At 42.3% G+C, this 26230-nt stretch carries 27 protein-coding genes; 6 read left to right on the top strand and 21 right to left on the bottom strand.

All coding sequences use genetic code 11. From position 1 onward, the window contains the following. The first annotated feature begins 272 nt into the window (after positions 1-272). Positions 273-1769, top strand: coding sequence for an Lsa family ABC-F type ribosomal protection protein (locus tag A8805_RS04715; RefSeq protein WP_109709046.1), 1497 nt, complete (start codon positions 273-275; stop codon positions 1767-1769). A gap of 127 nt (positions 1770-1896) precedes the next feature. On the opposite strand, the gene A8805_RS04710 is transcribed toward A8805_RS04715, so the two are convergent. Continuing rightward, the gene (locus tag A8805_RS04710) at positions 1897-3063 is read right to left on the bottom strand and encodes an iron-containing alcohol dehydrogenase (protein ID WP_109709045.1); all 1167 of its coding nucleotides are present in this window, start codon (positions 3061-3063) and stop codon (positions 1897-1899) included. Between the two features lie 203 nt (positions 3064-3266). Here A8805_RS04710 and A8805_RS04705 point away from each other — a divergent pair, with 203 nt between their 5' ends. Further along, positions 3267-4154, top strand: a complete 888-nt coding sequence (locus tag A8805_RS04705; RefSeq protein WP_109709044.1) for a LysR family transcriptional regulator — start codon at positions 3267-3269, stop codon at positions 4152-4154. Between the two features lie 142 nt (positions 4155-4296). Next, positions 4297-4890 carry a sugar O-acetyltransferase gene (locus A8805_RS04700; RefSeq protein WP_109709043.1) on the top strand — a complete coding sequence of 198 codons (594 nt, stop codon included), beginning with the start codon at positions 4297-4299 and terminating at the stop codon, positions 4888-4890. A gap of 149 nt (positions 4891-5039) precedes the next feature. Here A8805_RS04700 and A8805_RS22915 read toward each other — a convergent pair whose 3' ends face one another. Together A8805_RS22915 and A8805_RS04690 are read right to left on the bottom strand one after the other, a co-directional pair. Then, positions 5040-5135: a 4Fe-4S binding protein gene (locus A8805_RS22915; RefSeq protein WP_334294044.1), complete on the bottom strand. Its 96-nt coding sequence runs from the start codon at positions 5133-5135 to the stop codon at positions 5040-5042. Positions 5136-5418: 283 nt separating this feature from the next. Continuing rightward, complete coding sequence (locus A8805_RS04690) at positions 5419-5964, bottom strand: cyclophilin-like fold protein (protein ID WP_109709042.1); 546 nt, start codon at positions 5962-5964, stop codon at positions 5419-5421. Between the two features lie 460 nt (positions 5965-6424). Between A8805_RS04690 and A8805_RS04685 the strand changes: the two genes are divergently transcribed. The 3 genes from A8805_RS04685 (at position 6425) to A8805_RS04675 (ending at position 8751) form a co-directional block, all read left to right on the top strand. Then, complete coding sequence (locus A8805_RS04685; protein WP_109709041.1) at positions 6425-7333, top strand: NAD(P)-dependent oxidoreductase; 909 nt, start codon at positions 6425-6427, stop codon at positions 7331-7333. A 289-nt stretch (positions 7334-7622) separates the two neighbouring features. Next, complete coding sequence (locus tag A8805_RS04680; RefSeq protein WP_109709040.1) at positions 7623-8039, top strand: hypothetical protein; 417 nt, start codon at positions 7623-7625, stop codon at positions 8037-8039. Positions 8040-8049: 10 nt separating this feature from the next. After that, the gene (locus A8805_RS04675) at positions 8050-8751 is read left to right on the top strand and encodes a M23 family metallopeptidase (protein ID WP_109709039.1); all 702 of its coding nucleotides are present in this window, start codon (positions 8050-8052) and stop codon (positions 8749-8751) included. A gap of 101 nt (positions 8752-8852) precedes the next feature. Here the strand turns inward: A8805_RS04675 and trxA are convergent, their stop codons facing one another. The 18 genes from trxA to A8805_RS04590 form a co-directional block, all read right to left on the bottom strand. Then, positions 8853-9161 (bottom strand): thioredoxin, encoded by a 309-nt coding sequence (gene trxA / locus A8805_RS04670; protein ID WP_109709038.1) that lies wholly within the window; start codon positions 9159-9161, stop codon positions 8853-8855. Positions 9162-9268: 107 nt separating this feature from the next. Beyond that, complete coding sequence (locus A8805_RS04665; protein ID WP_109709037.1) at positions 9269-9925, bottom strand: Crp/Fnr family transcriptional regulator; 657 nt, start codon at positions 9923-9925, stop codon at positions 9269-9271. 303 nt (positions 9926-10228) lie between these two features. Continuing rightward, complete coding sequence (locus tag A8805_RS04660; RefSeq protein WP_242992274.1) at positions 10229-12319, bottom strand: penicillin-binding transpeptidase domain-containing protein; 2091 nt, start codon at positions 12317-12319, stop codon at positions 10229-10231. 212 nt (positions 12320-12531) lie between these two features. Next, entirely contained in the window at positions 12532-13812 is a 1281-nt protein-coding gene (gene purD, locus A8805_RS04655; protein ID WP_109709036.1) for a phosphoribosylamine--glycine ligase, read from the bottom strand. 42 nt (positions 13813-13854) lie between these two features. Beyond that, entirely contained in the window at positions 13855-14481 is a 627-nt protein-coding gene (purN, locus tag A8805_RS04650) for a phosphoribosylglycinamide formyltransferase (RefSeq protein ID WP_109709035.1), read from the bottom strand. After that, positions 14475-15500: a phosphoribosylformylglycinamidine cyclo-ligase gene (gene purM / locus A8805_RS04645; RefSeq protein ID WP_109709034.1), complete on the bottom strand. Its 1026-nt coding sequence runs from the start codon at positions 15498-15500 to the stop codon at positions 14475-14477. The genes purN and purM overlap by 7 nt, the downstream gene beginning before the upstream one ends. Before the next feature lie 82 nt (positions 15501-15582). After that, positions 15583-16092, bottom strand: coding sequence for a 5-(carboxyamino)imidazole ribonucleotide mutase (purE, locus tag A8805_RS04640; RefSeq protein ID WP_109709033.1), 510 nt, complete (start codon positions 16090-16092; stop codon positions 15583-15585). Between the two features lie 175 nt (positions 16093-16267). Beyond that, complete coding sequence (locus tag A8805_RS04635) at positions 16268-18349, bottom strand: aminopeptidase (protein ID WP_109709032.1); 2082 nt, start codon at positions 18347-18349, stop codon at positions 16268-16270. Beyond that, positions 18350-18718, bottom strand: coding sequence for a DUF6142 family protein (locus A8805_RS04630; protein ID WP_109709031.1), 369 nt, complete (start codon positions 18716-18718; stop codon positions 18350-18352). Continuing rightward, positions 18693-19109, bottom strand: a complete 417-nt coding sequence (locus A8805_RS04625; protein ID WP_420319466.1) for a VanZ family protein — start codon at positions 19107-19109, stop codon at positions 18693-18695. Before A8805_RS04625 ends, A8805_RS04630 begins: the two co-directional genes overlap by 26 nt. Positions 19110-19186: 77 nt before the next feature. Continuing rightward, positions 19187-19336 carry a hypothetical protein gene (locus A8805_RS22025; protein WP_181392736.1) on the bottom strand — a complete coding sequence of 50 codons (150 nt, stop codon included), beginning with the start codon at positions 19334-19336 and terminating at the stop codon, positions 19187-19189. Positions 19337-19460: 124 nt separating this feature from the next. Next, positions 19461-20138: an orotate phosphoribosyltransferase gene (gene pyrE, locus A8805_RS04620; RefSeq protein WP_109709029.1), complete on the bottom strand. Its 678-nt coding sequence runs from the start codon at positions 20136-20138 to the stop codon at positions 19461-19463. A gap of 166 nt (positions 20139-20304) precedes the next feature. Next, positions 20305-21207, bottom strand: coding sequence for a dihydroorotate dehydrogenase (locus A8805_RS04615; RefSeq protein ID WP_109709028.1), 903 nt, complete (start codon positions 21205-21207; stop codon positions 20305-20307). Beyond that, the gene (locus A8805_RS04610) at positions 21207-21989 is read right to left on the bottom strand and encodes a dihydroorotate dehydrogenase electron transfer subunit (protein ID WP_109709027.1); all 783 of its coding nucleotides are present in this window, start codon (positions 21987-21989) and stop codon (positions 21207-21209) included. Before A8805_RS04610 ends, A8805_RS04615 begins: the two co-directional genes overlap by 1 nt. Before the next feature lie 18 nt (positions 21990-22007). Then, a complete protein-coding gene (gene pyrF, locus A8805_RS04605; RefSeq protein WP_109709026.1) occupies positions 22008-22934 on the bottom strand; it encodes an orotidine-5'-phosphate decarboxylase in 927 nt (308 codons plus the stop codon). 69 nt (positions 22935-23003) lie between these two features. Further along, a complete protein-coding gene (locus A8805_RS04600) occupies positions 23004-24281 on the bottom strand; it encodes a dihydroorotase (protein ID WP_109709264.1) in 1278 nt (425 codons plus the stop codon). Between the two features lie 75 nt (positions 24282-24356). Beyond that, a complete protein-coding gene (locus tag A8805_RS04595) occupies positions 24357-24602 on the bottom strand; it encodes an acyl carrier protein (protein WP_242992273.1) in 246 nt (81 codons plus the stop codon). After that, a complete protein-coding gene (locus tag A8805_RS04590; RefSeq protein ID WP_109709025.1) occupies positions 24599-26230 on the bottom strand; it encodes an AMP-binding protein in 1632 nt (543 codons plus the stop codon). Before A8805_RS04590 ends, A8805_RS04595 begins: the two co-directional genes overlap by 4 nt.

Below are 26230 nucleotides of genomic sequence, written 5' to 3'. Positions count from 1 at the left end.
ATCAGCAGGAAAGTTCATTCATTTTCTTCTTTGACATACCATCCGTATTTGAAAGCAGTGATTTTACCCTTACAAGCAAGTAAAATCCTAATGCTGGCAGTAAAAATTTTATGTCTGTTGAACAACTAACGTTCAATAAGATATGTTTCATCTTTGCTCCAGCATAAATGCTTTCGGAATCATTTTATATCAGGGTATAGAATCAAGAAGCTGCAGGAATTGACTTTTCTGCAGCTTCTTTTATATTCTAAACAAAATTGGAGGTATGTCTTATGTCAAGAATTCAAGTATCAAATTTAACCTTTGCTTATGACAGTAGTTACGATAATATATTTGAAAATGTATCTTTCCAGATCGATACTGACTGGAAATTAGGTTTTATCGGAAGGAACGGGCGCGGTAAGACCACATTTTTAAATCTTCTGCTTGGAAAATATGATTACAGCGGAACCATCTCAGCCAGTGTTGACTTTGATTATTTTCCTTATATTGTTGAAAATATGGATGATATGACTTTATCCATTGTGGAATCTATAAATCCATCAGCAGAAAGCTGGCAGATATTCAGAGAATTAAACCTGCTGGATGCAGACCCGGAAATTCTCTACCGGCCTTTTTCTACCCTCAGCAACGGAGAACGCACGAAGGTTTTACTGGCAGCACTGTTCCTAAAAGAGAATGCATTTTTGCTCATCGATGAACCCACCAACCATCTGGATAGCCAGGCCCGGGAAAAAGTTGCCCAGTATTTGAATTCCAAGAAAGGATTTATACTGGTTTCCCATGACCGCGTTTTTTTAGACCGCTGTATTAACCATGTACTTTCCATAAATAAAACTAATATTGAAGTACAAAAAGGAAACTTTTCATCCTGGTATGCAAACAAAGAGGCGCAGGATAGACTGGAACTGGAACAAAATGCCCGGCTCATGCAGGATATCCGCCGTTTGGAAGACTCAGCCAGACAAAGCAGCAGATGGTCAGAGAAAATTGAAAAAACGAAAACAGGAACCAGAGTTGGCGGACTGCGTCCTGACAGAGGATACATCGGCCATCAGGCAGCCAAGATGATGAAACGCTCTAAGTCCATACAAAACCGGCAGCAGAATGCTATTTCAGAGAAAGAAAAATTGCTGAAAAATATAGATACGGCCGATGATTTGAAGCTGAATCCCCTTGCCTACCATACAGATGTACTGCTGTCTATGGAGAACGTCAGTATTTCCTATGGGGATACGGATGTGTGCCATAATATCAGTTTTTCAATACGCCGGGGAAGCCGTACCTGCCTGAAAGGAAAAAACGGCTGCGGAAAGACCAGTCTGATTAAATTAATTCTGGGGGAACCCATTTCCTATACCGGCAGTTTCCAACTAGGCTCTGGGATAAAAATATCCTATATTTCCCAGGATACCTCCTGGCTCAGAGGGGGGCTTACCGAGTTTGCGCGGTCAAACCAGTTGGATGAAAGCATTTTCAAGGCACTATTAAGAAAACTAGGTTTTGATAGAATTCAGTTTGAGAAAAACATGGAACATTTCAGTGAAGGACAGAAGAAAAAGGTTCTTCTTGCAAAAAGCTTATGCGAACCGGCACATTTATTTATCTGGGATGAACCACTGAATTTTATTGATGTCCTCTCACGTATGCAAATAGAAGACTTGCTTATGGAATATGAACCGACAATGCTGTTTGTCGAGCATGATGAAGCATTTCAGAGGAAAGTATCTACACAAATCATAGATTTTGGGGAAGGATTCGGGGACTAAACTCCCCTGAATCTCTCCCGTCTATATCTCTTTAAGTGCAAGCTCCGTAAGAATAGACTGAATTCCTCCAAAGTCTAATTTTAATTCTCCATTATATATTCTGACAGGGACCAGCCTGTCATTCCATTTACATACTCTGTTTTAAAATAGCCTTAACATCCTGCTCTGTAAGCACTTTATACCCACCGTTCAGGATAAACGTGGCTTTTGCAATACCCGGAATCATCTCCTGGGTCACTCCAAGTTCTGACAGATTCATGGCAACACCAATTTCCTTCATATAGTCTTTCATTCTATCCAGACCTTCCTCAGCCACCTCTCTCACCGTCTTTCCTTCCGGATTCACCTTCCACACATTCATCGCAAATCTTCTGAATTTCTGTAATCCATCCTGCATAATGTAACGGTAATATGGCAGGGATACGGCTGATAGTGTCATCCCGTGGGTGGCATCGGTATACGCTCCCACAGCCTGCCCAATCATATGCACCATCCAGTCTGTAGATTTCCCTTTTGCCACCAGTGTATTCAATGCCCAGGTTGCAGTCCACATGATGTTGCTCCGCGCCTCATAATCATTGGGATTACTTACTGCAATCCTTGTGCTGTGAATCAATGATTGTAGCAATCCTTCCATAATATAGTCAGAAGTATTATCGTCCCCGCCCGAAAAATACTGTTCCAAAATATGGCTCATAATATCAAAGAAACCTGCAGTCATCTGATACTTGGGAAGTGTATAGGTAAACTTTGGATTTAGTATTGCAAATTTAGGGAAAACATTTTCTCCAAAGACATGTCCAATTTTTAATTTAGATTCCGGATTGGTGATAACTGCTCCTCCGTTCATTTCCGAACCGGTTCCTACCATAGTAAGAACCACCCCCACCGGGATTATCTGATTGTCTACATCCTCCATGCGGAGATAGTATTTCTCCCATGGGTCCTCTTCGCAATATGCGGAAACAGAAACGGCTTTTGCATAATCTGCTGTAGAACCTCCTCCTACAGCAAGAATCAGATTCACGTCATTTGACCTTGCAATTTTGCATCCTTCATACAGTTTTTCTACTGTAGGGTTTGGCATTACGCCCGGATCTTCAAACACATTCTTGCCATTTGCTCTCAAAATTTCTATGACCTGGTCATAAATGCCATTTTTTTTAATGGAGCCTCCCCCATAGGCAAGCATAACGTTCTTTCCATACTTTGGAAGCTCCTCATTTAAATAGTCCAATGAATTTTCGCCAAAATACAATTTTGTTGGGTTTGAATAACTAAAATTTCCTAACATGTTCTTAACCTCCTATTATAATGTTTACTTTAAGTTAACAATAAAAAATCCTCTAGTTTATCAAATAGTATCTTATTTAATTATATTCCTTAGTCAAAAGCATATAAAATACTTATATTTAATATTTAATTATGCTTGAAAGGCATTATTCTTTGTGATAAATTATACAAAACTAAATCATATATAAAAGGAAGGAAAAACTCATGAATATAAGAGTGTTACGTTATTTTCTATCGGTTGCCAGAGAGGAAAATATCTCAAATGCTGCGAAAACCCTTCATGTGACACAGCCAACGCTTTCGCGTCAGCTCATGGAATTGGAAGCAGATTTGGGAGTAAAGCTGTTTTTACGCAGCAGCGGGAATAGATCCATTACATTAACCGAAGAGGGAATGCTGCTCCGCAAACGGGCAGAAGAAATATTAGACTTGGTAGAAAAGACAGAATTGGAGCTTGCAGCGCCGGGAGAGCGCATCAGCGGCAACATACACATCGGCAGTGGCGAAACCCCTGTAATCGGCCTGCTGTCTAAGGAAATCAAACACATCCGTGATGAGCATCCCAATATACACTTTCACTTTTTCAGCGGAAATGCAGATAGCGTAACGGAGCGGCTGGACAACGGCCTGATTGATTTTGGTGTTTTAGCCGAGTCGCCTAACATTGCAAAATATGACTCAATTGCTCTGCCCGCCGCTGATACTTGGGGGCTTCTCATGCGTAAAGATCATCCTCTGTCCAAGAAGGATTTCATTCAGGCCGGCGATTTAACTAATATTCCTCTTATCAACTCAAGTCAGCGAATGACCAGCCATGCTTTTTCAAAATGGCTCAAAGATGACTACGAAAAATTAAACCTTGTAGCCACTTACACACTCCTTTATAACGCATCACTTTTGGTAAAAGACAATATCGGCTGTGCTCTGTGCCTGGATAAGATTATCAGCACCCCGGAAGACAGTGAGCTTTGTTTCCGGCCCCTGAAGCCAAAGCTAGAAGCCCGTTGGTATATCGTATGGAAAAAATATCAGGTCTTTTCAAAGGCAGCAGATATTTTTTTAAAGAGACTGCAGGAGAAATTTGCCGGATAGTTTAAGACCAAAAATGATGCCTTATAGGCATAAAATAATATTTAATATAAGTATTTTATATAATAATGTGAGTTCCATATAATAAAAGCATAGGAAATAGCACCTTGCTGTTGCCTAACATCGAAAAGTGAGGACAAATACCATGGAGTTAAAAGATTTTTTAGATCATCTGAATCGCGGACTTCCAGTCATTGGAGGCTCAGAAGTTCATCTTTTTATGCATAAGGTAAGTAATGAGGCTATGCGGCTTACGGCAGAATTAAATAACACTTATCATACACCGGAAGAAATCCGCAGCTTGATGTCAGAGCTGATTGGAAAACCTGTGGATGAGTCCTTCGCAATGTTTCCCCCTTTTAATACAGACTGCGGTAAAAATATCAACATAGGCAAAAATGTATTTATCAATGCGGGATGCAAGTTCCAGGACCAGGGAGGTATTACCATTGGTGACGGCTCCTTGATTGGACACAATGTGGTCATGGCTACGCTCAATCATGACCTTGCACCCGAAAAAAGAGGTACTATGCACCCGGCACCCATTATAGTTGGAGAAAATGTATGGGTTGGTTCTAATGCAACTATTCTGGCTGGTGTAACCATTGGAGACGGAGCCATCGTTGCCGCGGGCGCGGTAGTGACAAAGGATGTTCCGGCCAACACCATTGTGGGCGGTGTCCCAGCCAAATTCATTAAAGAAGTGGATAGCGGTAAGGAATTGGAAAAAACTCTTTAAGCTGGAAAAGAACAGATAAGAAAAATGAAGATTATTTCACTATTTTGTTTGATATCAGACATAACATCGTGAATGCTACAAAACTTTCCAATTTTAAACACTTTTCACCCATTTTCTGCATTAACCATTGAGTTTTCTAACAAACTCACTCATAGCCTCAGAAATTTAATCTGCTGAGGACAGATACTCTCACAGCTCTGACAGCCGATGCAGGCTCCGGGCTGTTTTTCAGAAGGGAGTGCCATTAGTGTCATCGGTGCAATAAATCCGTCTCCAGTAAAAGAATGCTTTCATCTGGACGAAGCTCCTTTAACTTTTCGGTGTTTTCCGCTGACAGAGCTGACAGCTTTCCGCCACGCAATGGCTCCTAAACCAAGGGCAGATAGTTTATGTCTTGAAACTCTTTATAAATCATATATTCATCCTCTTTATGTTTAACATGACGGTTAAAAGTCATCATACACGAATATAAACCAGCACAAATTGTTTTAACAGTTTTACAATGTTCATGCGAAGAAACTCATAATTTTATTTTTGAAATGTTACTTCAACGCTGCCGCTTCCAAGAGCATCCTGAAGTCCGGTGATATCTTCAATGTATCCAACCGGAACGTAGCTGTAAGAGTTTGAGAATGTGGTATAAAACAGCACCAGATTGTTGCCCGACCAAAGATACATATCTCCGGCGTTAATTGCCGCAGGGGTTTCCGTCACCGCGGAGGGTAAATCAAAGGTCAGCTCAGCCACCTTTTCCTGGGACGCATAATCATTCATCTCTAAGGTAAAGGGCATTTCTTGGAAAATCGCCTGTGCTGATTCATTGTCATACATAATTGCCGTAAAGTTCTTGTTGCCAACCTGAATGTTTACAGTTGACATAGTATCATCTTCTTGAAATTCCTCCGGCGCTTGCGATTCTGCCGGATCGGAAGAAGGGGTTGGAGTCGGTGGAGGAGTAGAGGACGTTTCACCGGTACTCACAGAAGACTCAGACGGGGAGGAATTACCCGAACAGCCAGCCAAAGCAATCACACATATTATAGAGATTAGCATAGATATTTTTTTTATTTTCATTTAAACACTCCTTTCCGGTTAAAGTGCCCTTCCTAATTCGCAGGCTTCCTGAAGGGCAGGATTCCCCTCAATATCTCCTGCATCTTTCAGGTTTTTCACCAGACATTCATTAGTTATTCCTAGTTTAATCATCATTCTGCCTCCTCCGTTAATTATTATATGTTGAAACAAATCCAATATCAAATACTTATAAAGAATACTCTCCTATAGTTTTCAGGAATACTAAGAAAAGCTATTATAAGCTGAAGCTAGCCGAAACTCGTTTCTACCCCCTCTGACTATAGTTATTTCGTTGTCAAGACAAATTAATATGTTGTATTTTTATGGAAAAAGATTATAGCTTATGGTATAAGTATAATAGATTCAAAATAAAAACAATTCTACTTATAAAAGAACGGGGAATATCAGAGAATTTCCTGGTAAAGTATATATTTTTAAAATGATAAGGAGATGAATTTATATGAAAAATAAGTTTAATAAAATAGTGGTTTTGGAACAGATTGTAATAACAAAAGAAGGCATGGAACAATTAAAGAATTATTGTAATGAGCTTATAATTTATTATAATACTCCAGCTGATGAAAATGAATATATAAAAAGAATTGGTGATGCCGACTGCATTTTAGTATCATACCCGGCCAGAATCACAAGGGAAATTATTGAAAGCAGCCCTAATTTAAAATACATAGGCATGGGTTGTTCCTTATATGATGAAAAGTATTCAAATATTGATTTACAGGCCTGCAGAGATAATAATGTAGTAGTTTTACCATTAAAAGACTATGGGGATGAAGGCACTATTGAATATGTTGTAGCTGAATTATTAAATTTATTACACGGATTAAAAGGCAACAGATGGAAAGAAAAAGTATATGAATTAAACAGCTTAAAAGTAGGAATCATTGGGCTTGGCACAATAGGAAGAATGACGGCCAGAGCTTTAAAATGTTTTGGTGCAGATATATATTATTATAGCAGAACCAGAAAGCCTGAACTTGAAAAAGAAAATATAAAATACCTTCCATTAAATGAATTGTTACAGAAGTCAGATGCAATTGCAATTAGTGTAAATAGAGATTCTTTAGTAATGGATAAACAGTCTTTTCAAGAGTTTGGAAATGGCAAAATCATAATTAACACTTCCCTTGGCACTTGTTATGATATCGAAGCTTTAGAAGAATGGATAAAGGATAAAAGCAATTATTATATTTGTGATAATTCAAGTACGACTGAAAAAACAAAACATATTATAAACAATGACAATGTAATCCATAATAATTTGCATGCAGGCCATTCCATGCAGACAGATATGCGGGCTGCTGAGCAAACAATAAATAATATAAAAAAATACTTAAATGGAGATGTATAAAATATATGGATGAGATTGTTGGTATGAAGATTTAGCCAGGTAGTTTAACAGCATTGAACAAGTACTATTCATGCTCATAATGTATTTACGTTATCATATGTTTATTGTAAAACCTGCGCCAATTTCACATATGGGAATACGGCGATTTATTTCCGCTTTAACTTTAAAAGAAACACAATGGCATGGATACAGATCACTAATATTGTTTTCAGCAAAGTATTGAATAGTACTTTTTAATCTTGTATCAACATCAAATAGATGAGATTTTTACTTATACAAGTGGGAGTTCTTGAATAGGACAAAGTACAAATCCCATTTACTATTTCTTCCGTTAAATTGGAGCCTATATATTCTTCAAATTGAATTACTGAAACAGCATCCATGGATTTTTGAGTTTGACAAACTTTCTATTGTGACAAACTCTGCTGAGGTCAATAAAGCACTTGAAAATAGATCCCACAAAAAGCAATTATCATGCGGCCATCAAATATTTGATATGATTGATGTTTCAAAGTTTAGAGCTGGTTTGAATATTGACAAATGCAAACAGTTTATTTTTTGGTCTAATATAGGTTTTACCAATCAAATACTGGATGATATTAGAAATTCACAAAGCTCAAGCCTGGATGATAAACATATCATTGCAGCACTTGACGAATACTTTGGCGAACTTAGGAAAATTTTCTATATATCAAGTAATGAATAGGGAGAATGAGATGAGTAAAGTGCATGAACCAATAATTGTGAAGTTTCCTTTGAGGGGAGAATGGCTTTCTCCCAACACTCCGGGAACAAAAGTTCCCAGCCATGGCACAGATCGCTTCGGAACAAGATATGCTTATGATTTTATACAAGTGGATTGGGACAGAAAGGGCTGGCCCGCCTATCGTGTCAGTTTGCCCCAATATCTACTTTTTGGGGTTCCCTTAAATGAATATTATTGTTGGGGCCAAAAGATATATGCACCTTGCAGCGGGACCGTTATTCAAGCACAAGATTGTTATGAAGAACGAACGCGGACGAACTTGCTTTCAGATATGTTTAACTCTTATAAAAATGCTCACTATTTTGCCCCGGGTAAAGATGATGTACAATCAGTCGCCGGAAACTATATCATTATAGAATGCGGCAGCAATGTATATGCGGCGCTGGTCCATCTTCAGACAGGGTCTGTCCATGTATCAGTTGGCCAGAGTGTAAAAAAGGGTGAAATTATTGGCAGAGTAGGCCATTCAGGCAATTCTTTTGGTCCTCACCTGCATTTTCAGCTTATGGATAGCAGCGACATATCTACTGCAAACGAATTACCTTGTGCTTTTGAACAATATGAAGTATTCCAGAACGGTGAGTGGCAAAAAGTAGTTAATGGTATTCCCACAAATAAGGATAGAATAAGATTTGGTTCCTGCCCCATCTGAATATCTGGTTAAGCAGAGTAATGAAAAACCTTTGCCGCCTTCAAAAACTTATGAAGGCAAGGGCAAAGGTTAAATTTCAGATAATGTATTTAATTTGGTCTCTAGTCAAACATGGAGAGTACAGCTTTCTTAGGTTTTGCTCCCATATCTTTTTTAGTTACCTGGCCATCTTTGAATACAATAAATGTAGGAATACTCATAACCCCGTATTTTTGAGCAATTTCCATCTCTTCATCAATATTCAGCTTGCATACCTTGGCATCTGTCTTTTCCTTTGAAATCTCTTCTACGATTGGAGACATTGTTTTACATGGTCCACACCAGTCCGCATAGAAGTCAACCAGTACCGGCTTATCTGACTGCATAACCTCCTGCTCAAAATTTTGTGCTGTAAGTTTAATTACTGACATTTTTGTTTCCTCCTTTTATTTATATTTAGAAATTATCTTTTTCAATTATAATTAAGTATAACACAATTTCCAGATTCTTCTGTGACAAAATCACAAAACAAGCTTTACTATACTTTACCCAGATTTGCGGCATCTAATACTTCAATACGTCCACGGGTAAGCTTCACATGTCCATCTATCTGAAATTGTTTTAAAAGTCTGGTTACGACTTCCCTCGCGGTTCCTATATCTCTCGCCAGAACATCGTGGGTAATCGCCAGAATATCTGAGCCAGCCAGTGCTCTATGTTCCAAAATCGTATCTGCCAGCCTGGATGCAACGTTGGAAAATACATATTGGTTAAACAGCCACATGATGTCTGAGAATTTTTCAGATATCATTTCCAAAGTATAATCCTTTACTTTTGTATTTTGGTCACTAATGTCCTTATACAGCACTTTTGGTATGGTATAGATGATTGAATCCTCTTCTATCTCCATATCCAGCTCAATATCCAGTCCTTTCATCATGCAGGCGGCGCTTAAAATACTTACATCTCCCTCCAGCAGCCTGAACAGGGTTATTTCTCCGCCCCCGGGAGAAGTCACGAATACTCTTGCCTGTCCGGACTTAATAATCTGCACACCGGCACACTCCCTGCCTCCATAATGAAGTACATTTCCCTTTTCATATGAACTTTTTACCACTCCCTGTGCAAGGGTATTCTGTTCATTTCGCGTTAAATCCTCCCAAAAAGGAAGCGTCTGTTTTAACAATTCTTTCATGAATAATCGTCCACCTACATTTTCTTAATTTCAGAACCTTTCCGGGGTACCGCAATGTTTACAATTGTCCTAATAAGATTTTAACATAATTTCCCTGACTTCTCAATCAGTATGCCTATATTTCTCATGTGACTATTCAGCAGGGGGTACTGTTCAGACCGTGCCGTGCACTCCGCTGCACGGCATCGGAGCCATTAAAGCAACGGCTTCAGGGCACCAGCCCCTCGCCGCAGGCGGCTTAAATGTGCTGGATGTCGTTACAGTGCGCACCCCCCGGGTGTGAACTGTAGCTTTTTCATGTATCTACTGCTCGTAAGCCGCCACAATTTCACGCACTTTTTCTGTTACATAGGTGCTTCCACCCTTCCCTTTTACATCTTCTACCATTCCTGTTATGACAATAGGTTTTGCAATATCTTCTGTAGTTTCGCAGACAAACCAGCCCCGCTCCACGCCATCTGCATCGTCCTGAGTCTCTTTAATTTCCGCTGTTCCGGTCTTGCCCAGCATAAGAACACCGTCAATTTTTGCCTTGGCTCCGGTCCCCGATGGGTTTTCGATAACCTGTATTAAATCATTTTTAACCAGCTCTGCTGCCTCCAGGGAAATAACCTGCTGCTTCCAGATCTCTCCTTTCGCATTTTCCTGGTAGAGGATTGTGGGCTGAATCATATTCCCTTCGTTTACAAACATTGTATACATGGATATCATATGCAGAGGGTTTACGAGAAGCTGTCCCTGCCCATATCCAGTATCAGCCAGCTGTATATCGGAATCAATTTTGCCGTCATCATCATACGTGGAGTTTGAAAGACTGAGCTCAAAAGGTATCTCCTCATCAAACCCCAGTACTTCGAAGTTCTCAATCATCGTGTCGGCGCCAATCTCCAGTGCTGCCCTTGCAAAATAAATATTATCTGAATAAACAAGTGCATTTTCCAGATTTACTTCTGCGCCGTAATCTGTCAATGTAGTTACATAATAATCTCCCCAGCTTCCATCTTTCTGCCATTTCAGGCCAACATATCCCATATTTAAGTCCGGCTGGATTTTTCCTGTGTCCACACCAATTGCAGCAGTAATTGCTTTAAATGTGGAGCCTGGAACCCAGGAGGTATTAAAACGGTTCATCAGCGGCTTGTTTTCATCCTCATTTAGCTCATTCCAACGTCTGTTGGACATTCCCATAATAAATTCATTAGGGTCATAAGACGGAGTACTTACTAATGCCAGAACTTCTCCAGTCTTCGGATTCATGGCTGCCGCAGTGCCCGGGTCTGAAGCAAATTGCTCATAGGCTTTCTTCTGCATTTCTGCATCCACGGTCACCTTTACATCCTTTCCGTCCTGAGCCGGTTTAAAAGCTACAGTCTCAATCACTGCACCTTCTGCATCTACAACATCAATACTGCTGCCGTCACTGGCTCTAAGTTCCTCCTCAAAAGCCCTCTCCAGCCCTGATTTGCCTATGACACTGTTTTCATGATATCCTTTGTCTTTCAATTCTTCCAGTTCTTCCGCCGTTACAGCTTGTATATACCCTGTCAGTTGGCCCGCTGCAGCGCCCAAAGGATATACCCGCTCCTCTTTATCCTGAATTAAAATGCCGGAAACCTTCAGCAGCTCCGTCTCCGATGCAATATCTGCTTTTGAAATTTTCTTCAGGGGAACAAAGGAGTCTTCCTGTACATAAGAGGCACTCAATTTCTGATTAATTTCATCTTCTGTCATATCCAGTATTTCACCAATTTTGCGGATAGCTTCCTCTTTATTATCCCCTAGTTTCCCAGGTACAATTCCTACCTCTGAGACTGTTCCCTGACCTGCAAGCATTTGCCCGTTTCTGTCTATAATAGAACCCCGGGTTGCAGTTTTTGTATTAATCTGAACTTTATAATCGTCCTTCAGGAACGGGAAAATCAAAGTGGAATCCCAGGCAATAAAATAAGAATTATCTTCTTTTATTAGCTGCATTTTATTATCAAATGTCACTTCATCTGCGGAAGTGTCCATTACAGTAGAATAAGACACCGCTGCTTGTTTTTTACCATCTTTATACTCAGGCTCCCCTTTCAGGGCAATCTTGATATTCCGGGCAGCTATCCCTTCATAAATATTCTGATTCCTGCTGATAAAGTCTTCCTCTGACACATTTTCTCTTGTCTCTTTACTCAGCAGCCCATACATCTCTTCGTATTTCCCTTTATTTAAGAGTGCAAAATACTTCTCCGCAGTTTTCTGGGGCGTGGATTTTATCCCAAGCATCTTCCAGGCCAGAATCCCACCTGCTGCGGCCAGTAAAATAACTACGGCTGCTGCAGCAATAACAGGCCCTTTCCTTCTTCCCTGTACCTTATTTCTTCTCTTCTCCTTGTATTCTTTTCTTGTCGCCAAATCAATCCCCGCCTTTCTAAAATAGAACCTGGTTGCCGTACCCGAAACTGCAAAAGCCGATAATGATTGTCTCCAACATCACCGGCTTTTTCCTGCAAACTCATATTTTCCGAATCTTTTTAACCCATACTTATTAAACTGATAATGTTTAATATGGCATACTTATTGAACTACTAACGTTCAATAAGGTATGCTTGTTAAACTACTAATATTCAATAAGCATCTGCCTCATCAATGGCTTTGCCAATGTCCCGGCGCATATATTTATTTTCAAACTGCACCCACTCTGCCGCAGCATAAGCATTCGCTCTGGCTTCTTTCAAATCCTTACCTTTAGCTGTAATACCCAGCACACGGCCTCCGTTTGTTACAATCCTGTCTCCGTCAAATCTGGTCCCTGCATGGAAACAATAATATCCTTCATATTTCTGAAACTCATCTAACCCGGTAATCTCAAATCCTTTCTCATATTTCACAGGGTACCCTTCGGAAGCAAGTACCACGCAGACTGCCGCATTGTCTTCAAACTGCAGATCAACCTGGTCCAAAGTCCCGTCTATACAAGCCTCAACTACCTCAATCAAATCATTTTTCATACGGGGCAGTACAACCTGTGCCTCTGGGTCGCCAAAGCGTGCATTATATTCCAGAACCTTGGGGCCTTCCTCTGTAAGCATCAGCCCAAAGAAAATAACACCCTTGAACGCTCTTCCCTCGGCAGCCATTGCATCCACTGTGGCCTGATAAATATACTGATTACAGAATTCTTCCACCTCTTTCGTGTAAAAAGGACTTGGGGAAAATGTTCCCATACCGCCTGTATTCAAACCTGTGTCCCCATCTCCCGCACGCTTGTGGTCCTGGGCAGAGGTCATGGTCTTGATTGTCTTGCCATCCACAAAGGAAAGTACAGACACTTCCCTTCCTGTCATAAATTCTTCAACTACCATTTCATTCCCTGCGGAACCGAATTTCTTATCCAGCATGATATCCTTCACGCCTTCTTTCGCTTCCTCCAGTGTACTGCAAATCAACACTCCTTTTCCAAGTGCCAGTCCGTCGGCCTTTAAAACAAGGGGAAACCTTGCAGTTTCCAGATAATCCAGGGCTTTATCTGCATCCGTAAAATTTTCATAGCCTGCTGTAGGTATCTTGTATTTCTTCATCAAGTTCTTGGAAAATGCCTTGGAGCCTTCCAGGATCGCCGCGTTTTTGCGAGGACCGAATGTACGGATTCCCGCTCTTTCCATCTCGTCCACAAGACCGCCTACCAGGGGATCATCCATACCTACAATTACAAGATCAATCAATGTCTCTCTGGCAAAAGCAACCAGTTTATCAAATTCCATAGCACTAATATCTACACACTGGGCATATTCTGAAATCCCTGCATTTCCCGGTGCACAATATATCTTCTCTACCTTGCTGCTCTTTGCCGCGCTTTCCGCAATTGCATGTTCCCTGCCGCCGCTGCCTACAATCAATACCTTCATAACTCCCACCTCATTTTTAATGGGTGCGGTTAGTCCTCCGCCTTATCCCAAGATAACTGTTCTTCCATCTGTCACTGTAACCTTACCACGCGCAATCAAATCGATGGCTGCGGGAAGTATTTCCCATTCTGCCTGCTTCATCACCCTTTGCTGCAGAACGTCAGGGGTATCCCCCTGCTTAATTTCTACCGCCTTCTGTAATAGAATGGGACCTGTATCCGTCCCTTCATCCACAAAGTGAACCGTTGCACCGGTTACTTTTACTCCCCGTTCCAGGGCTGCTTCATGGACACCCAGCCCGTAATATCCCTTCCCGCAGAACGCCGGAATTAGTGACGGGTGTATATTTATGATACGGTTTCTGTATTTTTCTATCATGATGGCTGGAATTACAACCAAAAATCCAGCCAGTACAATCAAATCCGGCCTGCAGGCATCCACTGCCTCTAAAAGCTTCCGGTTAAACACCTCTCTGGATTCATAGTCTTTTGGAGAAATGCAGAAATTCGCAATTCCGTTTTCCCCGGCACGTTCCAGTGCACGTACATTTTTGTTGTTGCTGATAACACCTGTAATTTCCGTATTTGAAATTGTACCATCCTTTATGCCGTCAATAATAGCCTGCAGATTGGTCCCGCCTCCGGAAACCAGAACAACGATCCTTAGCATAAGGTAACTCCTTTTTCTCCTGCTTCTATCTGTCCTACCACATACGCCGTCTCACCGGCAGCGTTCACTGCTTCCATTGTCCTGTCCACATCGGCTTTATCTACTGCAAGAATCATCCCCAGGCCCATGTTAAAGGTATTATACATTACCTTTTCCTCAATATCACCATCCACAGACAGCATGTTGAAAACCGGAGGTATGGGATAACTGTCCTTGCGGATAACCGCATGAGTACCCTCTTTTAACATACGGGGTATATTCTCATAAAACCCGCCGCCTGTAATATGGCTGCACGCCTTTATTACAACACCTGCTTCCTTTACACCGCGCAGAGCCTTCACATAAATCTTTGTAGGTGCTAAAAGTGTCTCTCCCAGCGTAGCCTGAAGGCTGTCGTAATATGTATCCAATGCCTCCCTCTTCATGCTGAACACATTTCTCACCAGAGAGAAACCGTTGCTGTGCACGCCCGATGATGCCATACCAATCAGCACATCTCCTGGTTTCAAATCTTTTCCTGTAATCAAGTCCTTTTCGTCTACAACTCCTACTGCAAACCCTGCAAGGTCATACTCCTCTATAGGATAAAATCCAGGCATCTCCGCTGTTTCTCCGCCTATCAATGCGGCACCAGCCTGTTTACATCCTTCTGCCACACCGCTGACAATTGCAGCAATCTTTTCAGGTTCATTCCTGCCGCATGCAATGTAATCCAGGAAAAATAACGGTTCTCCGCCTGCACATGCAATATCATTCACACACATTGCAACACAATCAATCCCGATTGTATCATGCTTGTCCAAGAGAAATGCCAGCTTTAATTTGGTGCCTACACCATCTGTACCAGATACCAGCGTGGGCTTTTCCATATCTTTGAACTTCTCCATAGAAAATGCGCCTGAAAATCCACCCAGATTTGTCAGAACTTCCGGCCTCATTGTCTCCTGCACATGCTTTTTCATCAACTCTACTGATTTGTAGCCTGCTTCGATATCAACACCTGCGTTTTTATAATCCATATAATTTCTCCATTCTATGTGATAGAAAATTTCGTATCTGTTCAGTAAATGCACAGTCCTGTACTGAACAGTTACAAATTTTCTACATATTCAGATAAGCTTCGTATCCTATTTCTTCCAGTTTTGCAGCTTTTCCCTGAACTGTCTCTTTCATTTCCACAGAATATGCCTTCAGCTTGTCTAAAAGTTCTGCATCTGACACAGCCAGAATCTTGGCTGCCAGAATCGCCGCATTCATTCCGCCGTCAATTGCAACCGTAGCCACCGGAATTCCGGGAGGCATCTGTACAATAGAAAACAATGCATCTTCTCCAGCCAGATTCTTCCCTGACATCGGAACTCCTACAACAGGCATGGGAAACAGTGCCGCGCACATTCCCGGCAGATGTGCAGCCATACCTGCCCCTGCAATGATTACTTTGATTCCCTTACCCTCGGCTGCCTTTGCCCACTCAAAAAACACATCTGGCTCACGGTGTGCGGAGATAATTGTCATCTCATAATCGACTCCCAGCTTTTCCAGCATACTTGCTGCTTTACTCATAACCTTTAAGTCAGAGTCGCTTCCCATTACTATTCCTACTTTTGGCATATCCTGTCTCCTTCCAAGTATACGTTTTCTTTCTATGGAAGTTCTTTTCGCTAAGCTCGACAATACACACCACAAGGGTGAACTTTCTCACTAGACTCGTGGAAAACCTCGTCAAGTGTTCAATGTTTCGCTAAGCTCAAAGAACGGCCTACGTGCTAAGCTCGAAAGAACCTCGCTAATCACTATCGGCCAGTGGCTCATTAAGGGCTTCTGTTCCTTTAAGCGCAAACCTTCCGTCTTTCAATAGTATAATCTTTTTGCCTTCTTTTGTCACTACACTTATTTCTTCTAACTCTTCATAAGGTATGGTTATATCTGTATGGCAATGGAAGTATGCTTTGGCAGTATCCTCTCTCCTGAGGGCAGATACAGTATTTTCTTTTGCTACGATTTCTTTTCCATTCTGGTTATAGGTGCGGACATCCTCGCTCCAGCTATAACAGGTATCGCCAACGGCAAAGTGAGGTCCCATCTTCTCCGCAATCAGAATGGGCATTTTATCTTCGATTCCATACTTTTTCGCCACCACATAAGCTGTCGTGTTTGTTCCGATTGCAAACTCTCCCAAAGGCAGAGTTTTGTGGTTGTGGAGTATATTTTCATAGATATATTTTTTATTGTCCTCTTCATTCTCGAAGTTGGTACATGTATAATCTGTAATCATTCCATCCTGAAAGTCAATTTTCAGGTTTTTATATTGGAGCTCATAGAGATACACTTTGCTGACATGAAGTGTGCCCTGTGTACCTTCCAATACCGGTGATGTAAACACTTCACCAACCGGGATATTTACGTCAGCAACGCAGTTTTCAAAAATAGTTTCCTTTTCCGGATTTTCCAAGTGATGTAACTGTACCTTCAAATCCGTCTGATTTCCGTCCTTTCCGAGAATGTGCACATATTCTCCCTGGTCCAGAACGTCAATCATGGTCTGCTGCACTTTTTCATAAAGCTTATAATCCAGGGTGTTAATGCGAATCACTTCATCAAAAATTTCCGGATATTCACTGCCAATCTCCGGCACCGGATAGGCAACAATCGTAAAGCCTCTTTCTTCCCCTTTGATATACTGGTTCGTAATCTGCCCGGACCTGCTGTCATAAAGCAGAGACAGGGAGCGCTGTGCTTCTGTATAGGACGCCGCCTCTGGCTTTACATCCGGAGAAAACGGCTTTTCTCCAAAAATCTCTATCACTGCCGGGCCCGCAAATTGTGCTGCCAGCTCTTTATTTTTTTCATATACATTCTTTAAAACATCCAGCTTACGCTCAATGTAACGTTTATCCATAAACAATGCCTGGTCTGACCTGTGGTCATATTCATATTGCTTATTTGGAATAGCCCCGTAATATCCGACTTTTATCTGTTCTTTCTTTGTAATAACACTAGACGCCGCCCTGAATATAACAGGCTTTAGTCCCATTTTTTCAAAATTCTCTATGGCAAGTTTTATCACCTTTTCAAATCCAAGACAATAACGTATATTTACAACAGACTTCTTTGATAAGTCCTTTCCGGTGTTGATGAAGCCTATCCGGTAGCCTTCTGTATATACGTCCGCCATCTTCCGAATGGTTTCTTCAGGCAGGCTTCTCAGGTGCCTGGCTGTACCCAGTTCATTTTGTGTAATGTACTCTCCAAAACGGTAGAGATATCTGTCGTCATCCAAATCCATACCTGTAATAATATCCGCCGCAAAAGTATACTCCGGATTTACCTGTTCCTCAATTCTGGCTTCTAAAAAGACGTCACAATAGTCGCTGGCATACCAATACACAATATTCTTGAGGGCTTTGTACTCAGGTGTTTCTTCCGCTTCAAAACAGTTATAGATTTCAATGAACAGCTCACCTAAAATAGTGAGATAATCCACCCGGTTCTCAAATGCATAGGGAATGCCTCCTCTCACCTCTGCATAAAGCAGACCCAGAAGCTGCCCGTATTCCTGTCCCAGCATTTTTACTGCATAAGAAGGATTTGCGTAACTGGTCGCATACTGCACCCCTAAAATATCTGCATACAGGGCTTGGTTCAGCTCCTGCATCTCTTCCATGGTAAATGTTTCCCATTCGCCGCCCTCTACTTTTCCGCGCATAGTCTCAAGCAGAAGTAAGAATTCTGCTGTTTTCCGGAAAAATGGACAAAAGGCTGCGCCTACAGCCTCTTCTGCAGCAATCAGCCTTATTCTTTCTATTGCAAGCTCATGTCTTTCCCTGCATTGTTCATTTTTCTCTGTCTGCCATTCCTTCCATCCCATTTACAAAAGCCCTCCTAAAAATATCAATATTAAACCCAACAGAATCACAATATTACCTGCCAGTCCCGCTTTACAGGTAATGTAACGCTTTTCTCTCTCCCGCATTCCTTTTATAGAAGCCCGGATTCCAATCACTGCCAATACAATAGAGAGGATTCCAACACCTCCCACAAGTCCGAAAGTATTTCCACGCATAACAAATGCAATCAGAATACAGGTAAGAAGGATCGCAAACGAAATCGCCGCGTAGACACAGGAATATATCCCCATACGGGAATGCTTTAACTTTGCCTGTCCGTACTTCCGGGATCCTTTTTTCTGTACCTTGTCCCTTTGCCTGCTCTTAGCGTCTCTTTTTTCCGTACCCATAATGTCTTCTCCTTATCCTATTGCAAATTAAGAACAAAATATACCCCAGCACTCCTCCCAGTGTGTTCAGCAGAAGATCATCTACATCAAAACTGCCTACCCTTGTAAGTATCTGGAATGTTTCCACACATAAGCTCAGGCCAAAACTGTAAAACAAGGTCATAAAAAAACCTCTGCTCCTGCTTGCCATAGAAATAAAGAACCCATAGGGCATAAATATTAAAATATTACCGAACAAATTAGTAAATACCGCGAAGGCCCCTAATTCTTCCCGGTATTCAATGAATCGTTTTATCTCTTTAAAAAGTACTAAATTATACCGGTATTCTCTCGAAATATCGGTTCTTCCATACCAGTCTGAAAAAATCAGAAAATACAGGAGAAAGAACATGTAGAGGACAAACAGAACTCTCCCCAGGATACGAAATCTTTTTACTTGTTTCTGATTCAAAATTTTTTACCCCTTATTTAAAACGTAATCTCATTTTTATGTTTCAGCAGGCGTGCCCCGTTGACTACTGTAATAATCCCTGCTGTTATCCCTGTCACAATCATGATAATTCCCAGGGCAATACTGCCGGCCCCCGCTGTCTGCATGGTTTTATACGCTCTTTCCATATTATTATTACCTCCTGATTTAATGAAGTTCTTTTCCCCCAAGGGTACCGTCCTTGCTAAGCAACCAAAATACGATTGCTAACCAACGACATGTCGCTAAGCTCGTGGGATACCTCGCCAATCACTATCGGCCTACGCCATATTGTTCGTAGTATGCATCAATTGCTCCCTTTAGTACATCGTCAATTATGATTTTTCCTTTGTAAGGTTTATTGTGCAGATGTTCTACAACCTCTGCCATCGTAACAATTGCGGTTGTCTCCAGGCCATAAGTCTCCTGTATTTCATCCAGTGCACTCTTGCTTCCCTGGCCCCGCTCCATGCGGTCAACGGAAACTACAAGTCCCACAGGAGACACCTCTCCCTGTGCCTTAATAATCGGCAGTGTCTCTGAGATGGAAGTTCCCGCTGTAGTTACATCCTCAATAATAACAATCCTGTCACCGTCCTGAATCGGGCTTCCCAAAAGGATTCCTGTGTCCCCATGGTCTTTTACTTCTTTTCTATTAGAGCAGTATCTGATATCTTTTCCATAGAATTCACTGATTGCCATGGTAGCAGCCACTGTAAGAGGAATTCCTTTATAGGCAGGTCCGAATAAAACATCAAAATCAAATCCGAATTTCTGCTCAATTGCCTTTGCATAGTATTCTCCCAGCTTTCTAAGCTGGGTGCCTGTACGATAGAACCCCGTATTTACAAAAAACGGAGTGTTTCTCCCACTTTTTGTAACGAAGTCTCCAAATTTCAAAACTTCACAGTCAATCATAAATTCAATAAACTCTTGTTTATATTGTTCCATAAACATCCTCCCTTAATGCGTACTTATTTGTATCTGTTCAGAACCGTAACCAGATACGCCGCAAGCCCATGAAAATCGCCTTTGGCGATGGGGCTTGCTATTACATGTTCAATGTTTTTACAGGTCCTGTGCAGTAAATGCACAGTCCTGTACTGAACAGCTACACTTATTTTACTATTCCAACCATATCTCTGATATTTTCAAAATGATACTTTTCCATATATTTCTCAATTCCGTCTGCAATTTCCACGGTAGCCGCAGGGTTATAGAAATTCGCTGTTCCCACCGATACTGCTGTTGCTCCGGCTAAAATAAATTCAATGGCATCTTCATATGTGGAAATTCCTCCCATTCCTATAACGGGAAGTTTCACTGCATTTGCGACCTGATAAACCATGCGCACAGCAATGGGTTTTATTGCGGGGCCCGATACACCCCCTGTTTTATTTGCCAGCGCAAATGCCTGTCTGTGAATATCAATCTTCATACCTGTCAGCGTATTAATCAGAGACAATACATCTGCCCCGCCTGCCTCCGCAGCCTTGGCTGTTTCTGTAATATCCGTTACATTGGGACTCAGCTTCATAATTACTGGCTGCTTGGCATACCGCTTTATTTCTTTTGTAATGGCCTCTGCTGCTTTTGGATTCTGTCCAAATGCAATGCCGCCCTCCTTTACATTTGGGCAGGAGATATTGATTTCCAGCATATCCACCGGCTCATCTGCCAGGCGCTCTACAACCTCACAATAATCCTCCGTGGATTTTCCGCATACATTCACGATAATCCGGGTGTCAAACTGTTTTAAAAATGGAATGTCACGCTGACAGAACACCTCCATTCCCGGATTCTGAAGTCCTATGGCATTCATCATCCCGCCATAAGTCTCTGCAATTCTGGGGGTAGGGTTTCCTGTCCATGGCACATTTGCCACTCCTTTTGTCACTACTGCACCCAATCGGTTTAAGTCTACAAACTCACTATATTCCTCCCCGGAGCCAAATGTACCTGAGGCCGTCATCACCGGATTTTTCAATTCAACGCCGGCCAGATTCACTGTTGTATTCATTAAATTTCCACCTCCGTAGATAAAAATACGGGACCGTCCTTGCAGACACGCTTATTATGCACATGGCTGTGCCCGTCCACTTCTTTGGACTGGCATACACATGCGAGACAGGCGCCGATTCCGCATGCCATCTTCTCCTCCATGGATACATAGCATACAATCTTCTTTTCTTCCGCATACCGCTTGATGGCCCGCAGCATAGGGGATGGCCCGCAGGCATATATGATATCCGCAGATAATTCATTTGCAGCAATAGCATCCATCACATTTCCTTTGGTTCCGGCACTGCCGTCCTCCGTGGCAATAAAAAGACTGCCCTGCTGCTCAAACTCCTCTTTCAAAAACTGGCCGTCCCGGTACCCCATAACCAGCGTCTTCTCTCCATCCAATTGCTTTGCCAGCTCCAGCATCGGTGGCACACCGATTCCGCCGCCAATCAGCATTGCCCGGCTGCCATTTGCCGTATCTAATGGAAAACCGTTTCCCAATGGCCCTAATATATCTATAGTATCCCCGGCCTTCATCCGGGAAAATTGCTCTGTTCCTGTCCCGGCACCTGTCACCCGGTACACAACACGAATTTGTCCTTTTTGACTCTCTGCTTCACATAAACTAATAGGACGGGGAAGCAGCTTGCTTCCATCCTTTGTATACATAGAAATAAACTGTCCCGGTACTGCCCCGGCAGCAATCTTCTCTGTCTGAATCCACATACTGTAGATATCCGGAGCAATACACTCCTGAGACAGGATAACAGCAGATTCCTTTCCTTTGTTAGACATAATCCTCTCCTCCTGCACTTATCTTTCTGCCAGAGCCCGGCTTATATCCGTAACCATATCCTCCACGGCTGCTCTGGAAGCCTCGCCGAAGTTCTCCGCTCCATATCTGGCATAAGCCTCCTGCTTATACGCCGCAATGATACCTCTGGAAGAGTTTACAATTGCTCCCAGACCATCCTCATTAAAGAAGTGTACCAGGTCCTTTCCCTGACCGCCCTGGGCACCATAACCTGGAACCAGGATATAAGACTTAGGCATTACTCTCCTGAGTGTCTTTCCCATCTCAGGATATGTAGCCCCTACTACAGCACCTACATAGCTGTAATCATCTCCCATACACTGCTCACCCCATTGGGCAACCTTCTCACCTACTAACTCATAAAGGGGTCTTCCGTCAACCAATTGGTCCTGAAACTCCCCGCTGGAAGGATTAGAAGTCTTCACCAGAATAAACAATCCCTTCTTCTCTTCTCTGCACACATCCAAAAACGGATTCACACCATCGGAGCCAAGATATGGATTAATTGTCATAAAATCCTCATCAAAAGGAGCATATTCCTTACTGCCTACCTTTACTTTACCCAAATGTGCCACTGCATAAGCGGCTGACGTAGAACCAATGTCTCCGCGCTTCACATCTCCAATCACAACCAGACCCTTTTCCTTACAATAATCCACCGTCTTTTTAAAGGCTGCCAGTCCAGGCACACCGAACTGCTCATACATGGCAATCTGCGGTTTCACAGCAGGAATCAAATCATAAGTCTTGTCCACAATCTCTTTATTAAACTGCCAGATAGCCTCTGCAGCTCCCTCCAAAGTCTCACCGAACTCTCCAAAAGCCTTCTTCTGGACATGCTCCGGGATATACCCCATCATAGGGTCCAATCCAACAACAATGGGAGCGTTTGTTTTTTTAATCTTTTCTATCAATTTTTGAATCATAAAAGCCTCCTGAATTATCTGAATATTCTGAAAACGGCCCGCAAAAGGGTCAGTCCCTTTTCAAAAGGGTCAGTCCCCAAAAATAATGTTCCCGTTTACTATTGTATACCGCACTTCCCCTTTTACCGGGTATCCGTCGAAAGGTGTGTTTTTGCCTTTGGACAGAAATGTATTTTTATCAATTTTGTATTCTGGGACAGGATCAAAAATGACCAGATCTGCTATTTTCCCGGGTGATACGGATCCTTTGTCTTCCAGCCCCAGGATTCTGGCCGGATGATAGCTCATCTTTTCCGCCATCTGCATGGGGGTGAGCACACCTTTCTCCACCAATCCGGTATAAGTCAGACATGCAGATGTCTCCAGTCCAACAATTCCAAAAGCAGCTTTTTCCATAGGAACATTTTTTTCCTCCACGGAATGAGGCGCATGGTCGGTAGCTATAACGTCTATAATGCCGTTCTTCAGCCCTTCTCTTAGCGCCTCCACATCTTCTGGGGAACGCAGCGGCGGGTTCATCTTATACCGTCCATTATTTTCTGCGATATCTTCATCAGATAAAATAAAATGATGAGGGCATACTTCTCCTGTAACCGGGAGTCCGGCCTTCTTGGCAGCCTCAATCATCTTTACGCTGTCTGCGGTAGAGCAGTGGCACAAATGCAGGCGGACTCCTGTCTCTTTTGCCAACAGGATATCTCTTGCCGCAATTACATCCTCCACACTGTTGGTGATGCCTTTTACTCCAAGTTCTTCGGCCTTTCTGCCGGCATTCATCACTCCGCCTTCTACCATAGTGATATCCTCACAATGTGCAAAGACGGAGATGCCACACTCTTTTGCTATCCGCATGGCCTTTCTGTACAGGGAAGCATTCATCAATGACTTGCCGTCCTCACTTATCCCATGACACCCGGCTTCTGCCATCCCCTGTATATCTGCCAGTTCTTCTCCGGCTTCCCCTTTTGTAATGGCGCCAAGCTGAATCACATGTACCGGGCATTCTGTTTCTGCCCTTCTGTGCAATTCCTCTACCATTTCTTTTGTATCTGTAACAGGCTTCGTGTTCGGCATGGCACACATGGTCGTAACTCCTCCGCGTGCAGCCGCTCTGCCTCCTGTCTCCAGGGTTTCTTTATAAGCGAATCCAGGATCACGCAAATGTACATGCATATCTATAAATCCCGGCATAACATAACAGCCGGAGGCATCGATTACCCTTCCGCCAGCTGCAGAAAGATTCTTTTCTACTTTCTGTATCCTGTTATCCTCCACCAGAACATCACAAATGCCGTCCAGCCCCGTTAAGGGGTCCAAAACATGTCCATTTTGAATCAATAATTTCATATGGTCTTGTCCTTCCTCTAAATAAAGCATTATATATTTCATTTATAATACCACAAACAGCATCAGTAATACAATCTAGAATCTCTTTTCACCGTTTTCCTGCATATACCGGATAATATCTTTCACCTGCACCAGCTTCCGTACATCTTTCATAGGAATTTCCGCATCAAATCTTTCTTCAAATGCACAAATCAGATTTGCCACATCCATAGAATTCAAGGCCAGATCCTTTACGAAATCTGTGTCCATAGTCAGTCTCTCCACTCCGGTTACCTCTCTGATTATATCTTCCACTAACCGAAACATTCCTTCCTCTGTCATACAATCACTTCTCTCCTTCGAACCTTCTGCATAGAAGTCTTTTTGAACTCTGATTCCGACAATTTTACAGACTGAATTCTTTTATACACAGGCAGCCTGCTATTGAGTGCATCTATATCCTCCTGAATACTTTCCAGTATTTTATATTTATCCGTTTCCTCTGTTTTTTCCGAATCCATACAGACCAGCGCAGAGAGCTTCACCTCATCCAGGGCACTGCCGGTACTTGCTCCATATACCATAACTTCCTTTACAAGAGGTATTTTCTGAATATATGCTTCCAGTTCCTCAGGCACTACCTTTTTCCCATTATTAAATACGATAAGATTCTTCTTTCTTCCGCATATATAAAGGAATCCCTTCCTGTCTATATATCCGATATCTCCTGTATGAAACCAGTCCTTAGTAAAGCTTTCTTCTGTTGCTCCAGGATTTTTGTAATATTCTTTGAATACACTGGGGCCTCTGACTAAAAGCTCTCCTCCGCTCACCTTTACCTCAATTCCAGGAAGAAGACGGCCCACGGAATTAAGCCTTTTCTGTCCCCGGATACTGCCGCTGATTAATGGACTGCACTCTGTAAGCCCATACCCCTGCAGTACATCCAGTCCATATGCAGTAAATTCTTCTGCTGCCTTCTCATTCAGATGCGCACCTCCACAGCATATGGTTTTCAGCCGGCTTCCCAGTATTTCCTTCATCCCGTTTTCCAACACCGGCTTTTTAAATAATATACTTTTTTTGTACCTCTCCACAGCCTGTTCTGTCTGCTGGCGGATACCTATTTTTTCCTGAATGCGGTGTATTTCTTTCAGCATGTTTTCCATAACAAGAGGCACCGCCATAACAGTATCCGGACTGTACAGCTTTAAATCACGGAACAAGGTTTTCAAATTCCCGTTTATACAGAGATTCTGCCCATGAGTAAGTGTATTTAGAACGCCGCACCCCAGGGAATATGCATGGTAAAGGGGGAGGGGATTAAACATTCTTCCCTCCAGTTCTACAGAAGCCTGGGAGCAGCAGGCATTATACATCATATTATAATGGCTGAGAACCACTGCTTTGGATACACTGGTAGTCCCGGATGTATATATAATGGCAAGAGGGGTGTCGGCCTGCGGAGGAGCGCAGAAATCAAAATTCTGTATTCCTTTCTCTTCCAGTTCCTTTCTGCCCTGTGCAATCATTTGCCCCAGCTCTGTGTCCAGGGAAAGGACGCTGCCCCTCTCCCATTCTTCAAATGCAGGCAGAAATTCCTTCTGAACCATCACACAGGAAACATCTGCAAATTCTGTCAGAGTGATAATCTCCTCTTCGGGCTGTTCAATATCAATGGGAACTCCAACGGAACCAATACATCCGGAGGCACAAAAAGCAACAATCCATTCATAAGAATTCTCTCCCACAATCCCAATATGTTTTCCTGCCATTTTCTTCTGAAACATCCCATACGCCGCGCCCTGTACATCCTTCACAAATTCCCTGTATGTTACATCTCTTCTGAGTCCCGCTCTGTCAAATACAGTAATCGCAGGACTGTCCGCGTAAAGATCTTTCACTTCTTCCAGGCACTCTGGTAATGTTGAGTAAAGTTTTATATGTTTATAAATGTTCTTCTGCTCCAT

It is taken from the genome of Faecalicatena contorta (genome assembly GCF_003149105.1).
Taxonomy (GTDB): domain Bacteria; phylum Bacillota; class Clostridia; order Lachnospirales; family Lachnospiraceae; genus Muricomes; species Muricomes contortus_C.
Note: the sequence above shows the minus strand (reverse complement) of the source record. Positions and strands in the feature narration are given on the sequence as shown.